The organism is Corallococcus sp. CA047B (assembly GCF_003612065.1).
GTDB lineage: Bacteria > Myxococcota > Myxococcia > Myxococcales > Myxococcaceae > Corallococcus > Corallococcus praedator.
In genome coordinates this window covers 1-14,913 of sequence record NZ_RAWD01000070.1, presented here as the reverse complement: position 1 = coordinate 14,913, position 14,913 = coordinate 1, and the positions used below count along the sequence as shown (strand labels likewise).

11 protein-coding genes are annotated in these 14,913 nt (G+C 70.8%); all 11 read left to right on the top strand.

What is annotated here, in order from left to right; genetic code table 11:
- The first annotated feature begins 6 nt into the window (after window positions 1-6).
- The 11 genes from D7X74_RS13860 to D7X74_RS13810 all read left to right on the top strand — a co-directional run bounded on the left by D7X74_RS13860 (window position 7) and on the right by D7X74_RS13810 (window position 14,688).
- Window positions 7-393, top strand: a complete 387-nt coding sequence (locus tag D7X74_RS13860; RefSeq protein WP_120533426.1) for a RodZ family helix-turn-helix domain-containing protein — start codon at window positions 7-9, stop codon at window positions 391-393.
- A 9-nt stretch (window positions 394-402) separates the two neighbouring features.
- Window positions 403-1,137, top strand: a complete 735-nt coding sequence (recO, locus tag D7X74_RS13855; RefSeq protein WP_120533425.1) for a DNA repair protein RecO — start codon at window positions 403-405, stop codon at window positions 1,135-1,137.
- A gap of 39 nt (window positions 1,138-1,176) precedes the next feature.
- Window positions 1,177-2,202, top strand: coding sequence for a carbohydrate kinase (locus D7X74_RS13850; protein ID WP_120533424.1), 1,026 nt, complete (start codon window positions 1,177-1,179; stop codon window positions 2,200-2,202).
- A 78-nt stretch (window positions 2,203-2,280) separates the two neighbouring features.
- Window positions 2,281-3,573 (top strand): DNA polymerase beta superfamily protein, encoded by a 1,293-nt coding sequence (locus tag D7X74_RS13845; protein WP_120533423.1) that lies wholly within the window; start codon window positions 2,281-2,283, stop codon window positions 3,571-3,573.
- Window positions 3,570-4,358, top strand: a complete 789-nt coding sequence (locus D7X74_RS13840) for a DNA polymerase beta superfamily protein (protein ID WP_199741824.1) — start codon at window positions 3,570-3,572, stop codon at window positions 4,356-4,358. The genes D7X74_RS13845 and D7X74_RS13840 overlap by 4 nt, the downstream gene beginning before the upstream one ends.
- Before the next feature lie 103 nt (window positions 4,359-4,461).
- Entirely contained in the window at window positions 4,462-6,735 is a 2,274-nt protein-coding gene (locus tag D7X74_RS13835) for a serine/threonine-protein kinase (protein ID WP_120533422.1), read from the top strand.
- Between the two features lie 84 nt (window positions 6,736-6,819).
- Window positions 6,820-7,812, top strand: coding sequence for a glycine--tRNA ligase subunit alpha (gene glyQ, locus D7X74_RS13830; protein WP_120533421.1), 993 nt, complete (start codon window positions 6,820-6,822; stop codon window positions 7,810-7,812).
- A complete protein-coding gene (gene glyS / locus D7X74_RS13825; RefSeq protein WP_120533420.1) occupies window positions 7,802-9,910 on the top strand; it encodes a glycine--tRNA ligase subunit beta in 2,109 nt (702 codons plus the stop codon). The genes glyQ and glyS overlap by 11 nt, the downstream gene beginning before the upstream one ends.
- A gap of 171 nt (window positions 9,911-10,081) precedes the next feature.
- On the top strand, window positions 10,082-11,617 hold the full coding sequence (locus tag D7X74_RS13820; protein ID WP_120533419.1) for a hypothetical protein: 1,536 nt from the start codon (window positions 10,082-10,084) through the stop codon (window positions 11,615-11,617).
- Window positions 11,614-13,764: a hypothetical protein gene (locus D7X74_RS13815; protein WP_120533418.1), complete on the top strand. Its 2,151-nt coding sequence runs from the start codon at window positions 11,614-11,616 to the stop codon at window positions 13,762-13,764. The genes D7X74_RS13820 and D7X74_RS13815 overlap by 4 nt, the downstream gene beginning before the upstream one ends.
- A gap of 63 nt (window positions 13,765-13,827) precedes the next feature.
- Window positions 13,828-14,688: an FHA domain-containing protein gene (locus D7X74_RS13810; protein ID WP_120533417.1), complete on the top strand. Its 861-nt coding sequence runs from the start codon at window positions 13,828-13,830 to the stop codon at window positions 14,686-14,688.
- Window positions 14,689-14,913 lie beyond the last annotated feature (225 nt).

Below are 14,913 nucleotides of genomic sequence, written 5' to 3'. Positions count from 1 at the left end.
GGGACCGTGGATCACGTCGACTTCGGCAAATACCTCAGTCAGCAACGCGAGCTCCGCGGGCTGTCGCGCGAGGACGTCTCTCGGGAGACGAAGATCCCCCCCAGCCTCGTCGCGGCGCTGGAGGCGGGGCAGGTGGAGCGTCTGCCCGAGCGCGTGTTCGTCCTGAACTACATCCGCGCGTATGCCCAGGTCATCGGGCTTTCGCCGGAGGAAGCGGCGCTGCGCTACGAGGAGGTGGACCGGGCAGTGCCTGCCCCCTCGCCGGTGCAGTTGGAGAAGGAGCGGCGCAAGCGGGCGTACGTCATCCTGGCCGCGGTGCTGGCGGTGCTGCTCCTGGGCGCGGCCCTGTTCCTGGTGCTGACCGGGAAGCTTCCCTCACCCCTGGCGCGTTGAAGGGGGATCATGGAGCGGTACGCCGACGACGCGTTCGTGCTGTCCACGGTCGACTACGGTGAGTCCGACCGGATGGTGACGCTGCTGACGCGCGAGCACGGCAAGCTGACCGCGTTCGCCGCGGGAGCGCGCAAGAGCAAGCGCCGCTTCGCCGGAGCGCTGGAGCCGTTCATGCGGCTGCGCGTCCAACTGGTGGAGACGCGGGGCAGCACGGTGCGGCTGGACTCCGCGGACATCGTCTCCGGGTTCTACGCCGCGCGTGAGGACCTGTCGCTCATCGCGCGGGCGCTGTACGCGGTGGAGCTGTGCCGCGAACTCACGCGCGACCATGAACCGCACCCGGAGCTGTTCCTCTTGTTGGAGGCCTATCTCCACCGCCTGGACGCGAAGGAGGCGGGGCCCACGTCGCTTTTGGCCTTCGAGCTGTCGGCGCTGGCGCAGGCCGGACTGATGCCCCGCTTCGACTCCTGCGCGCTGTGCGGCGGCGCTCCCGGTGAGCGGCCCCGATTCGACCAGGGGCACGGCGGCGCGGTGTGCGAGCCGTGCGGCGGACGGGCCCGCGATTCGGTCGCGGTGCCGGTGGCGTTGCTGTCCGGGCTTCGCTCGCTGCAGGAGGGCGGGCGGACACCGCTGCCTCCCGACCTCCGGGCCCGGGCGCGCGGTCTGCTCAACGTCTTCATCGCGCACCATCTGGGCCGGCGGCTCAAGAGCGTGGACTTCATGGCCCAGGTGGGCCTGGACTGAAGCGCGGTCCCGCGCGTTCGCGGGCAGGGGGAGCGTCCCATGCACGAGGCTGGACCGCTGGACGTGGTGTGTGTCGGCGAGACGCTGGTGGACTTCCTTCCCGCGGCCGGTGGCGCCTCGCGCGTGCGGGACGTGGACGCCTGGCGGCCTTCGACGGGCGGCTCGCCGGCGAACGTCTCCGTGGGGCTCGCGCGCCTGGGGCTGCGCTCGGCGATGGTGGGCGTGGTGGGCTCGGATGAGTTCGGCCACTTCCTGCGCGACCGGCTGGCGGCGGAGGGCGTGGATGTCAGCCGTCTTCGCCAGGTGGACCACGCGCGCACGGGCCTGTTGTTCGTGTCGCTGGATGCGCGGGGCGAGCGCAGCTTCACGTTCTTCCGGACGCGTTCGGCGGAGTTCCTGCTGGATGGCTCGGACGTGGACGGGGACTTCGTACGGCGCGCGAAGGTGCTGCATTCCGGCTCCAACTCCCTGGTGTTGCCGGAGGCGCGCGAGGCCGTGGTGCGCCTGCTCACCCTGGCGCGCGATGCCGGGATGATCGTGAGCTGTGATCCGAACCTGCGGCTGCACGTGTGGCCGGAGCCCGAGGAGCTGCGGGTCCTCCTGGGACGCATGCTGCCGCTGTGCACGGTGGTGAAGCTGTCGGAGGAGGAGGTGCCCTTCGCGACCGGCACTCAGACGCCCGAGGAAGCCCTGCGGCATCTGGACGGGCTGGGCGTGCGGCTGCCAGTGGTGACGCTGGGCGAACAGGGCGCGGTGTTCCTCTGGCGGGGCGAGGTGATCCACGTCCCCGCCCCCCGCGTGACGGTGGTGGACACGACGGGCGCGGGGGATGGCTTCGTGTCGGCGCTGCTGCATGGGCTGGTGCGCTGGTACGGCGATGCGCGCTCGCTCGCGGACGCGACGCGGGAGGAACTGGTCGCGCTGATGACGTTCGCGGCCGACGTGGGGGCCCGGGTCGTGACGAAGCTGGGCGCGGTGGCGGCGCTTCCCCGAGTCTCCGAGGTGGAGGGCCTGCTGCCCACGCGTCCCGCTGGAGCGGACTCCGTCCAGCGCGCCGCGCGTTGAACCCGGACGCCGGGCCGGGTCAGGCTCCCGTGCTTCAGTGCGTCCAACGTGGCCCACCATCCCACCGGGGAGGGACCGATGAGCGACCCAAGACCTGATGCGACGTCCTCCACCACCGCCAGGGTCCGGGGATTGGAACAGATCGACCGGCTGTCCGTGCCGCTGCCGCACGGCACCGAGGTGACGACTCGCGTGGAGCGCGTGGCCTCCGCCGGGCGTCGCATCCCCCAGGGCGTGGTGGGCCGCGTCGTGCGCGCGCATGACGGCGGCTTCGACGTGCAGATCGTCGGCGTGGGCGAGGTGTGGTTCGCGCGCGACGAACTGGTGCCCCGGCGCGTGGGCCAGGTCCAGTTCGCCCAGCGGCGCGAGGCGGCCTGGGGCGCGCTGCGGCCTTGCGTGGTGCTGGAGACGCGCGTGGGCAGCCATGCCTGGGGGCTCGCGGACGAGCGCTCCGACGTGGATGTGCGCGGCGTGTTCTCGCTGCCCCTGTCATGGACGCTGGGCCTGGGACAGGCGCCGCAGGATCTGGTGAGCGCGGATGGCAGCACCACGTACTGGGAGGTGCGCAAGACGGTGGAGCAGGCCCTGCGCGCGGATCCGAACACGCTCGAAACGCTCTTCGTCCCCGGCGCGACGGCTTCGGACGTGCTGGGCGAGTGGATGCTCGAAGCGCGCGAGGCGTTCGTCTCCAAGGCCATCTTCGGCAGCTTCGGGCGCTATGCCATGAGCCAGCTCGACAAGCTCACCCGCAGCCAGCGGCTGGCGGAGCACCGCGATCTGCTCCTCGCGTGGCTGTGCGAGGACCCCACGCCGGACCTGGACGAGGTGGCCCGGAGGCTGGCCGCCGTGTCGCCGCGGAGCGCGCCCACGCCCGAGGACGGGGTGCTAGCCGCGAAGACCTACGTCAAGCAGCTCTACCGCTCGCTCTGGGACCAGGGGTTGCTCGCGGCCAACGACTTCGCGGCGCTGACGGCGTACGCGCGTGGCGGCGGTCAGCGGCCCCCGTCCGCCCGGGAGCTGCGACCGAAGAACGCCTACAACCTGCTGCGTCTGGTGGCGCTGGCGACGGGGTGGCTGCGCGACGGGGCTCCCACCTTCGAGGCCACGGGGGCGCTGAAGGCACGGCTGCTCGACATCAAGGGCGGGCAGGTGCCGCTGGAAGACGTCCTGCGCGACGCGGAGGCGATGGCGCCCGCGCTGGAGGCCGCGCACCGGGAGAGCCGGCTGCCGGAGCACCCGGATTACGCTCGCGCGGACCGGCTGTTGCGGCGGGTGGGGGATGAGGTGGCGCGGCGCTGGGTGCAGAAGACGCCCGGGCCCCTGGGACGTGACGCACCGGAGGCTCCGGCGCTGGAAGGAGGGACGGAATGAAGGGCACGATGACGGAGCATCAGCAGCGGATGGCGGACCGGGTGCTGGACGAGGAGTCGCGCAAGCGCGAGCACCTGGTCGTCGCGCTCTCCGGCGCGCATGCGTACGGCTTTCCCTCGCCGGACAGCGACCTGGACCTCAAGTCCATCCACATCGCGTCCACCAGCGCGCTCCTGGGCCTGCAGCCCCGCCACCTGAACGCCGAACGGCTGGAGGTGCTGGAGGGCGTGGAGGTGGACTACTCGTCCAACGAGCTGCAGCCGGTGCTGCTCGGCATCCTCCAGGGCAACGGCAACTACATCGAGCGGGTGCTGGGGGCCATCCCCGTGCGGACCCTTCCGGAGCTGGAGCCCCTGCGTCCCCACGTGCGGGCCGTGCTGTCGCGCCGCATCCACCGGCACTACCGGGGCTTCGCGCACGGCCAGCTCCGAGAGTGGGAGAAGAGTGGCTTCCGCTCCGCGAAGAAGCTGCTGTACGTGCTGCGCACCACGCTCACCGGCACGCATGCGCTGCGCACGGGCGAGGTGGAGACGGACGTCACCGTCCTGCTGGAGCCCTATGGTTTCAGCGACGCCCACGCGCTGGTGGAGCAGAAGCTCCGGGGCGAGCGCAGCGAACTGCCCGAGGCGCTCAGCGAGCGGTGGCAGGGCGAGGTGAAGCGCGCCTTCGAGGTGCTCGACGCGGCCGACGCGGACTCCCGGTTGCCGCTGGAACCCCCGGCCCCGGCGGTGGCGGCGCTCGAAGGGTGGATGCTCGACGTGCGGCGCCAGCGGTTTGGCGCCTGACCTGTTTTCCCGGCTCTCCGGGGCGGCCCGGCGAGGAAGGGGCGGCCGCCCGTGAAGACGATCATCGACCTGGGAAGGTCCGGCAGGTAACATCCCCGTGGCCATGAGCACGCAGGGTGGCGCCGGAGAAGATCCCGACCGGGGGCGGCGCATCGGAAAATACGAGATCCTCACCCGCCTCTCGATGGGAGGGATGGCGGAGCTGTTCCTCGCGTTCACCTCCGGCCCCGGTGGCTTCCGCAAGTTCGTCGCGGTGAAGCAGATCCTCCCCGACATCAAGAAGGACGACCAGTTCGTCAAGATGTTCCTCGACGAGGCGCGCATCACCGCCGCCTTCTCGCACGCGAACATCGGACAGGTTTTCGACCTGGGGGAGGAGGACGGCGAGCTGTACCTCGCCATGGAGTTCCTGCCCGGCCAGAACCTGGAGCAGGTGGTGAAGATGGCGGCCAAGCGCAACTACGCGTTGCCGCTGGGCTTCAGTGCCCGCGTGGTGCGCGACACCTGCCTGGGCCTGCACTACGCCCACCACTTCATGGATCCGTCGGGCCGTCCCGTGGCGGTGGTGCACCGGGACGTGTCTCCGAAGAACGTGATGATCACCTACGACGGCGTCGTGAAGGTGATCGACTTCGGCATCGCCAAGGCGCGCGGCAAGCTGGGCCGCACGCAGGTGGGCACCGTGAAGGGGACCAGCGGCTACATGTCCCCGGAGCAGGTTCGCGACAAGGGGCTGGACGGCCGCAGCGACCAGTTCTCCACGGGCGTGATGTTGCATGAGCTGCTGGTCGGGCAGCGCCTGTTCAGCGCGCCGGGCGAGGCCGCCGTGATGATGCAGATCGTGGACGGGGACATTCCCGTGCCGCGCTCGCTCAACGCGGCGATCCCCGAGGCCCTGGAAGCCGTGGTGCTCAAGTCCCTGTCGCGGGATGCCGCGCAGCGCTTCGGCACCTGCCGCGAGATGGCGCGCGCCATCGAAGCCTCGCTGGGCTCCGAGCTGTACGACGAAGACCAGATGACCGCCGTCATGGGCGAACTCTTCGAGGAGAAGCGCCAGAAGACGCGCACCCTCCTGGAGCTGGCCAGCCGCGCCGAGGACGCCCGCGTCAGCGAGGCCGCCGGAGCGCTCCAGTCCGAAGAGGGCAGCGACACGGCCGCCGCTGCCTCCACCGCGCAGGTGCAGTCGCCGCACGCGGGCGCTTCTTCCGCGAATGCCGCGCCTTCGTTCCGCCCCACGCCTGTCCGGCGCACGGCTGCCGAACCGACGACCCCGCCACGTGCGGGCGTGACCCCGCGTCCCGCGACCGGAGCCGCGGACGCCCGGGCCCCGCGCAGCGACACGCCCCCGATGACGCCGAGGGCGCAGCGGCCCGCGGACGCCGCCTCCACCGCGCGCCCGATCCGCCCTCCCGCCGACGCCGCGCGGGCGAACCGGCCCCGTCCCGTCGCCCGCCCGGAGGCTGCCGAGGCGCGGGCCACGCCTCCCGACGACGCGCTGTTGGATCCGCCCAGCGATCTGCAGACCCAGCGCTTCCGCACCCGGCCCGCGCGCTCCGGTGCCGGGCCCGCGCGGCCTTCCCGTTCGGCGGAGGACTCGACGGAGGCGCCCCCCGCCCGTGAGCGCTCCGGCTGGCTGGGCAAGGTGGTGCTGCTCCTCGTCCTGGGCGGCGTGGGCTATCTGGCGACGCTCGAACCGGTGCGCCGGCTGTTCATGCCGGCGTATGAGTCCGCCAGGCTGTGGGTGAAGACGGAGCTGGAGGCGACCCCGCCCGTGGACCCCGCGAAGGTGGGGAACTGGCCGCCGAAGCCGTCCGGTCCTCCGCCGGGCTTCGTGCAGAAGACCGAACCGGAGAAGGCGCCTGAAGCAGCGCCGCCGCCGCCTCCGCCCGAGCCCGTGGTGGAGGCCCCGCCCCCCGAGGAGCCCAAGGCCCCCGTCGCCAAGGGCGGTCGCAAGCCGAAGGCGACCCCGCAGGCCGCCACGGCGGAGAAGACTGTCGCGGCGAAGACGGAGGCCCCGGCGCCGAAGCCCGTGCCGGAGCCGTCGCAGCGCGCTCCGGAGCCCGTCACCACCGTCACGCAGACGCCGGAGGTCGCGGAGGTGCTGGACACCAGCACCGCCAAGGGCGCCAAGAAGGCGGGCCTGGGCTGGTTGACGCTCTACACGGTGCCGAAGAACGCGGCCGTGTTCGACGGCTCGACCCAGTTGGGCACGTCACCGCTGATCAAACTGGCGACCCCCGCGGGCACCTACCGCCTGCGCGTGGTGGATCCCCAGGACCCGGGAGGAACGAGCAAGCTGTTGTCCGTTCCCATCCGTCCGGGCGAGGTGACGAAGCTGCAGATTCGACTGGCCGACCTCCCGTCCTACACGGAGTGACGGCCGTCCTTGACGCTCCCGGACCCCCTCACTAGGGTCCGCCGCGTTCCGCCTTCGACGCACTGCGGGAAGGACTCGCCAGCCATGTACTTCCAGGATCTCATCCTCACGCTCCAGAAGCACTGGGCCGACCAGGGATGCATCGTCACCCAGTCGTACGACCTCGAGGTCGGCGCGGGCACGATGGCCCCGTACACGTTCCTGCACGCGCTCGGGCCCGAGCCGTGGAACGTCGCCTACGTGCAGCCCTCGCGGCGCCCCGCCGACGGCCGCTTCGGTGAGAACCCGAACCGCCTGTTCCAGCACCACCAGTTCCAGGTCATCCTCAAGCCCGCGCCCAAGAACGTCCAGGAGCTGTACCTGGAGTCCCTGCGGAAGGTGGGCCTGGACCCGATGGAGCACGACATCCGTTTCGTCGAGGACGACTGGGAGTCCCCCACGCTGGGCGCCTGGGGCCTGGGCTGGGAGGTGTGGTGCGACGGCGAGGAGGTGACGCAGTTCACCTACTTCCAGCAGTGCGGCGGCTTCGACTGTCGCCCCGTGGCCGCGGAGCTGACGTACGGGCTGGAGCGCCTGGCCAGGTACCTGCAGAACGTGGAGAGCGTCTTCGACATCGAGTGGGTCAAGGGCGTGAAGTACCGCGAGGTGTTCCACGCGAACGAAGTGGAGATGAGCAAGTACGCCCTCCACGAGTCGGATCCGCAGATGCTCTTCGCGCTGTTCGACGCGTACGAGAAGGAGTGCAAGCGCCTCATCGAGCGCCACCTGCCGCTGCCCGCGTATGACTACGCGCTCAAGTGCAGCCACGCGTTCAACCTGCTGGATGCGCGCGGCGCCATCTCCGTCACGGAGCGCGCGAACTTCATCAAGCGCGTGCGCGACAACGCGCGCCTGTGCGCGGAGGGCTACCTGCAGATGCGCGAGCGGCTGGGCTACCCGCTGACGAAGACGCCGTGGACCGTGGGTGAGCAGCCCCCGGTGCTGGAGGGCAAGCCCGCCAGCGACTATTGGAAGACGGTGACGCTCAACAAGCCCGTGGAGAAGAAGGAGAAGACGGAGGTGGCCCGTGGCGCGTGATCTGCTCCTGGAAGTCGGTGCCGAGGAGATCCCGGCGTCGTTCATCGTGCCCGCGCTGGAGGACCTGAAGCGCGTGCTCTCCGAGCGCATGGCCGACGCCCGCCTGAAGCACGGCGAGGTGCGCACCTTCGGGACGCCGCGCCGGCTCGCGGTGCTCGTGCGCGACGTGGCGGACGCGGGCGAGGACGTGACGAAGGAGGTGCTGGGACCCAGCGCCAAGGCCGCCTTCGACGCGCAGGGCAAGGCGACCAAGGCCGCGGAGAAGTTCGCGGAGAGCCTCAAGCTGTCGGTGGACGCGCTCGGGCGCACGACGACGCCCAAGGGCGAATACGTGTCCGCGCGCGTGGAGGAGAAGGGCCGCCCGGCGGACGCCATCCTCCAGGACGCGGTGCATACCGCGGTGCACGGCATCAACTTCAAGAAGTCCATGCGCTGGGGGGACGTGGACACGTCCTTCGCGCGTCCGGTGCAATGGCTGGTGGTGCTCCTGGGAGACACGGAGCTGCCGGTGGTGCTCGGCGACGTGAAGAGCGGGCGGACCACCTACGGCCACCGCTTCCTCGCGCCCGCCCCCATCACCCTGAAGGCGCCCGCGGACTACGAGGCGACGCTGGAGAAGGCGCACGTCCTGGCGGACATCGGCAAGCGCCGTGCGTCGCTCGTGGAGAAGTTGACCGCCGCGGCGCAGTCGGCCGGCGGACAGCTCATGGAGGACGAGGGCCTGGTGGACCAGGTGACGAACCTGGTGGAGCTACCGAGCCCCGTGGTGGGCAGCTTCGACCCACGACACCTGGACCTGCCGCCAGAGGTGCTGGTGCAGGAGATGAAGAGCCACCAGCGCTACTTCTCGCTGCTGGACGGGCAGGGCAAGCTCCTGCCGCGCTTCATCGCCGTGTCCAACACGCCGGTGCGCGACGCGCAGCTGTCCCTGCGCGGCTACGAGCGCGTGCTGCGCGCGCGGCTCGCGGACGGGCGCTTCTTCTTCGACGAGGACCGCAAGACGCCGCTGGGCGACCGCGTGGAGAAGCTGGGCCGCGTGATGTGGCAGAACCAGTTGGGCACCTACCTGGAGAAGGTGGAGCGCTTCCGCTCGCTTGCGGGCTGGCTCGCGCAGGCCACGGGCAGGGCAGGGGAGGCGGCCACGGTGGAGCGCGCCGCCACGCTGTCCAAGGCGGACCTGGTCACCGGCATGGTGGGCGAGTTCCCGGAGCTGCAGGGCGTGATGGGCCGCGAGTACGCGAAGGCCGGCGGCGAGCCGGACGCGGTGGCCCTGGCCATCTATGAGCACTACCTGCCCCGGGGCGCCGAGGACGCGCTGCCGACGCAGGACGCGGGCGCGCTCATCGGCCTCGCGGACCGGTTGGACTCGCTGTGCGGCATCTTCGCCATCGGCAAGGCCCCGTCGGGCGCGGCGGATCCGTTCGCGCTGCGTCGGGCGTGCCTGGCCATCATCCGCATCGTGCTGGGGCGGGGCTACCGCTTCAGCCTGTCGGCCGCGGTGGACGAGGCGCTGCGTCTGTTGGCCCCGAAGCTGGTCAACGTGAAGCGCAAGCCGGGTGAGGCCGCGCCGCGCGAGCAGGTGCTGGAGTTCTTCCGCGGCCGCCTCAAGGCGCTGTGGGGCGAGCACCACCGCACGGACGTGGTGGAGGCGGTGCTGGCCGTGGGCTTCGACGACCTCGTGGCCGCGAAGAAGCGCCTGGAGGCGCTGAGCCCGCTGGTGGGCCACTCGGACTTCCAGCCGCTGGCGGCGGCCTTCAAGCGCGTGGTCAACATCGTGGAGAAGCAGGGCAAGGACGTGGCGGGCGGGCAGACCAACCCGCAGCGCTTCACCGACGAGCCGGAGAAGAACCTCCACACCGCCTTCACCCAGGCGCGCGACAAGGTGGGCGAGCGCGTGCGCGCGGACGACTTCGCCGGAGCCCTGCGCGAAATCACCGGCCTGAAGCCCGCCGTGGACACCTTCTTCGACAAGGTGATGGTGATGGCCGAGGACAAGGACCTGCGGGAAAACCGCATCCGGTTCCTCACGGAGATCGGCGCCCTGTTCAACCAGGTGGCGGACTTCTCCAAGATCCAGGCGGAAGTCGCCGCCGCCTGAAGCTTTACCGCCGCAGCGTGCCCGTTCCCCCACCAGGGGAGCGGCACGCATTTTTCGGGCTTTCGCGGCCTGCGGCGTGGGTGGGTGTCGTCGGGAGGGCAACCGGGAATAGCGACAGCCCTATTCAGTTGCCCGGGGCAGGGCCCCGTTCCTACACTCCGCCCCCCTCTGATGCGCCTCCCTTTCCTGACCCCCGCGCTGTTGCTCCTCGCGGCGTGTTCGATCGAATCCGAACCGAACCCGCCCCCGTCCACCCGCTTCGTGTACCCCAGCGGGGTGGCGTTCTGGCGCCCACCCGCGGCTGGCGGTCCCTCGGCGAGCAACGGCTACCTCTTCGTCGCGAACGCGAACTTCGACAACTGCTACGACTCCGGCTCCGTGGTGGCGCTCAACCTGGACGCGCTGAGCACGCAGGCGGATGGCCAGTCCGTGCCGGTGCCCCGCCTGGGCACGGCCGTGCCGGCAAGCCCGCTCACCTTCGAGTCCCTGGCCACGTCGGCTGACTCCCTGGTGCAGATCCGCAGCTTCGCGGGTGACATGGGGATGTGGGTCAACCCGGCCAACGGCCTGCCGCGCCTGTTCGTGCCTTCGCGCGCGGAGGGCAACAACCTGCACGCGGTGGATGTCAGCCTGGCGGGAGATGGCGCGCCGGTGCTCACCTGCGTGCAGGGCGGCGTGGACTGCCGGACGGGGGCGCTGTCGCTCACGGACGACATCCCGGCGTCGCTCCAGGAGTCGGGCCGTCCGGGCCTGCCCCGCGCGCCGTCGCCCATCGGCGTGACGGTGGATGACGCGAACGGCACGCTCTACGTGACGCACTCGGAGGCGGCGGATTCGCCCGCGAACTCCAGCACCAACTTCGAGAACTATCTGGTCACGCTGCAGGTGGCGAACCCCACCCGCGACACGCTGGGCTTCATCCCGCTGTCGCCGGAGGGCTACCTCTACGGCGGCTCGGACTCGACGACGGTGGGGGCGGGGTACCTCTACGTGTCGGGCCGCAACTTCGTGGCCGGCGACAACGGCACGGTGGCCGGAAACTTCGTGCTGCGGCTGGTGGACAAGACCGTGTCCGGACGCGTCCTGGAGCCCGTCCTGTCGTCCGTCTACCGCATCCGCGAGGCGCGCGCGGTCCGCGTGGTGCCCCGGCCGGTGACGGCGGCGGAGCTGGCGGTGCGTCCCAACTTCGTGCGCGAGCGGCTGTACGTGCTGGCGCGCGGCCCGGACACGCTGCTCACGCTCGACTTCGAATACGACGCGGTGCCGGGCCAGCAGGCCACGGACCCTTCGTTCCGGGTCATCTCCGCGGTGCCCATGCCGGACGGCGTCAGCGACATGCTGATCATCAGCCGGCAGGGCGCGCCGACCAGCACGGACACCAACATCCTCGCGGTGACGAGCACCGGCGACAGCGCGGTGTCCCTCTACGACGAGGCGCTCGGACAGGTCGTCGTCCAGGTGCCGCTCGTCAATTCGCAGAACCAGACCAGCAACCCGTCGCAGGCTTTCGGGCTGACGGTGGACAACCCGGCCGGCGTGAACGCGGCGCGGCTGTTCGTGACCAACTTCGGAGACGGGCAGGTGGCCATCGTGGACATCCCCGACCTCACCCGTCCGCAGGACGCGAAGCTGGTGGCACGGCTCGGCACGCAGCAGCAGCGGGATCCGAACCAGGGCACCAGCGTGTGCCAGGAGAATCAACCTTGAAGCGCGGCATCCCTGCTGCCCTGTTGCTGAGCGCCGCCAGCCTCACGGGCGCCTGTTCCGACACCACCTCCACGGCGGGCGCCGCGGGCCTCACGGGCACGTATGACGTGGTGCTCTCCAACCAGCTCGTCTTCGTCACCTCCCAGGACCGGGACGAGCTGCGCGTGTTGGATCTCACGCGCTCGCCGCGCGAGTTCATCCCCGCGCCCAACCCGCTGGAGCCCCTGTCCATCCCCGTCGTGGCGCGGCCTGACGCGCTCACCCGCGACGTGGGCTACGACGCCGAGGGCAACGACGTGTCCGGCCCGTACATCTACGCCCGCAGCTCCGGCGGCCGGAGCATCTCCGTGGTGGCCGCCGACCGCGCGCGCCTCAACGAGGTGACGCGGCTGTCCACCGGCCAGCTCATCACCGCCTTCGCCGCGCACGCCCCGGTGGCGGAGGGCCAGCCGAGCGTCCTGTACTACGCGCTCCAGACCCGCCCGGAGGCCGCCGAAGCGCTCTGCGGTCCCTTCGGGGGCGGGGTGGTGATGCGCCAGGACCTGCCGGCCCCGGACGCCTTCGACGCCGCGACCCTTCCGGCCGCGCTGCCCGTCTTCTGCCTGCAGCCGGCGGACACGGTGCTGTCCATGATCACGCTGCCCGCGCGCGCGGGCGTGACGGACTCGCTGGTGATCGCCATCCGCAACGTGACGGGCACCAGCCGGCTGGTGCGCGCCGTCGCGGACGGTGCCTCGGTGGAGGTCGCCTACAAGCGTCCGCGCCCGGCGCCCTACACGGTGCCGACGTACACGGACCTGGTGGACATCCCGGCGCGGCTCGTCACCACCCATCCGGCCTACGGCCCGACGACGGCACGCGTGTCCCAGGGCCGTTATGTGTACGTGGTGCTCGACGAACTCACCTGCGTCTCCGCGGATTGCGAGGGCGTCATCGCGCTCGACAACGGGCCGGATCCGCTGGCGCCGTCCGCGACGCCGGTGCTCGCGCGGGATGTCACCGGCGCGCCCATGCTGACGCTGAGGCCGCCCGCGGGCCTGCCCACGGGGCTCACCCTGCGCGCGGGCCTGGAGGTGCGCGAGTTCCTGTCGGACAACATCGCCTACACGTCCCCCATCCCGCTGCTGGGCATCGTGCCGTCGTCCAACGGGCAGGTCACCCTGTTCCGCGCGGATGAGCGCCGTGCCTTCAACCTGGACCGGGACCCCACCACGGGGCCGCTGCACGCGTCGGTGTCGGTGGAGCTGCGCGACGGAACGGAGAACATCCGGACCGACCAGTTCCAGAGCATCCGGGTGGAGCAGCCGGGCTGCCCGCAGCGCACCGACGTGGCCAATGCGACGGCCTTCCTCTGTGACGGGACGCTGCCCTCCGGGACCTACCGCTTCGTCTTCCGGGGCATCCTGCCGGGCCTCATCGACCTGACGCGCGACCTGACCGTGGAGGATGCGCCCTTCCTGGTGGAGACCTCGCTGGCCGCGGCCCGCGCCGTGATTCCGGGCGACTCCATCGTGCTCGCGAACAACGTGGGCGCCTGCGCGCAGACCGTCCGGGTGCTCCGTCTGGAGGATCTGGGCGACGGTCGCACCCGGCTCTACCCGGACCTGGGGGACGCGGACACCCTGGGGGCGCTGGAGACGTGCGCCACGTATCCGAACTACTCCGTGCGCGCCGGTCCGACCGCGAAGCCCTTCGTCCTCTACTCGGGCCTGGAGAGCAGCGACTCCTACGTGCAGCGGCTGGATGTAGGGGAGGCCTACACGGTTTCCAACTTCCTGGATTATTACTACCACGCGGATGGCTTCGACCTGGGTCTGGACCCGGCCAAGCCGACTCCGACCTTCGCGCCCGCGCCGCTGTCGCTCACCCTGACGGCGACGTTCGGAGATGCCTCACGGCTCAACGCCGGCGACCGCTACGTGGTGACGCTGCTGCCGCGCTTCCGTCGCTACATCTTCGGCGTGGACATCAGCAGTTCGAGCAACCTGACGGCCTACCGCCTGCCCGGCTCCGTGGTGGCCACGGACGTGGAGGGCTCCAGCCTGGCCTACATCGCCTATCCTTCGGCGGACGGCGTGCTGCAGGTGGCCCTGGAGAACATCACCGACAACGCGGACAACCTCCAGTACCTCCGGGCCTTCCAGTAACTGGGCGGGCCTGACCGGCTCTGCTATCGTTCCCCACGTTCAGCATTTCCCGAGCCAAGACCGATGATCGATCAGAACTCCCGTCCCGCACGCAAGGTCGGCATCGCCGAGCACCTGTGGGAGACGTACGAAGAGATGGCCCAGCAGATGGGGTCGGATCGCGACGCGCTGATCAACCAGGCGCTCTTCATGTTCGCGCGCCTCAACGGCTTCATCGACGTGAAGACGAAGGCGGAGCCCGTGGTGGCGGCGGTGCCCGCGGCCACGCCCTCTGCGCGTCCGGCCTCGTCTCCGCCCCCCGCGGCCGCGTCCAAGGGGGCGCCGCCGGTGCTCGCGCCCGCACGCGCCGAACCCGCCCGGGCCTCCGCCCGCAACGTGGAGGAGCGTCCGTCCTCCAACGGCCTGGACAATGATCCGGTGCGCCGCGAGGTGGCCGAGCGCGTCCTGGAGACGGCCGCCGAGCTGGAGCGGCTCATCAAGGGCAAGAACGAGCCGCCCCCTCCCTCCGCCGACGACATGATCGAGGACGAGGAGGAGGAGCCCCTGCCCGAGCAGGAGGATCCGCCGCTCGACGACGAGCTGGAGGACGAGCCCCCCGAGGAGGCCGAGGAGGAGCCCGCGGAGGAGGCCGACGAGGAGGAGGGCGCGTCGCTCTACCTGGTCACCGAGTCCGGTGAGCAGGAGAAGATCATCAAGGACCGCTACGTCATCGGCCGTGGCAAGCACTGCGACTTCGTCATCAACTCCGGCAAGGTGTCGCGCGAGCACGCCGTCATCGCCCGCGACGGCGGCGAGTTCTACATCGAGGACCTCGGCTCCTCGAACGGGACCTGGTTCAACAAGCAGCGCATCAAGCGCCGCAAGGTCGAGGACGGGGACGAGTACTTCATCTGCAGCGAGAAGATCCGCCTCGTCATCCACTGATGACGCAGTGCCCCCCGGTTCGATGGGCCTGTTCAGCATTTGACGGGATCCGGGCCTCCCTGGTTTGATGGAGGTCGCCTGCCCTCCTTGGGGACAGGTGCCGAATGACACCTGTTCAGTCCGTGCTGTGGACGATTCTGGGAGTGGCCCTGGTGATTGCGGTGGTGACCGACGTGCTGCGCCGGCTCATCCCCGATGCCTTGACCTATCCGCTCATCGTGCTGG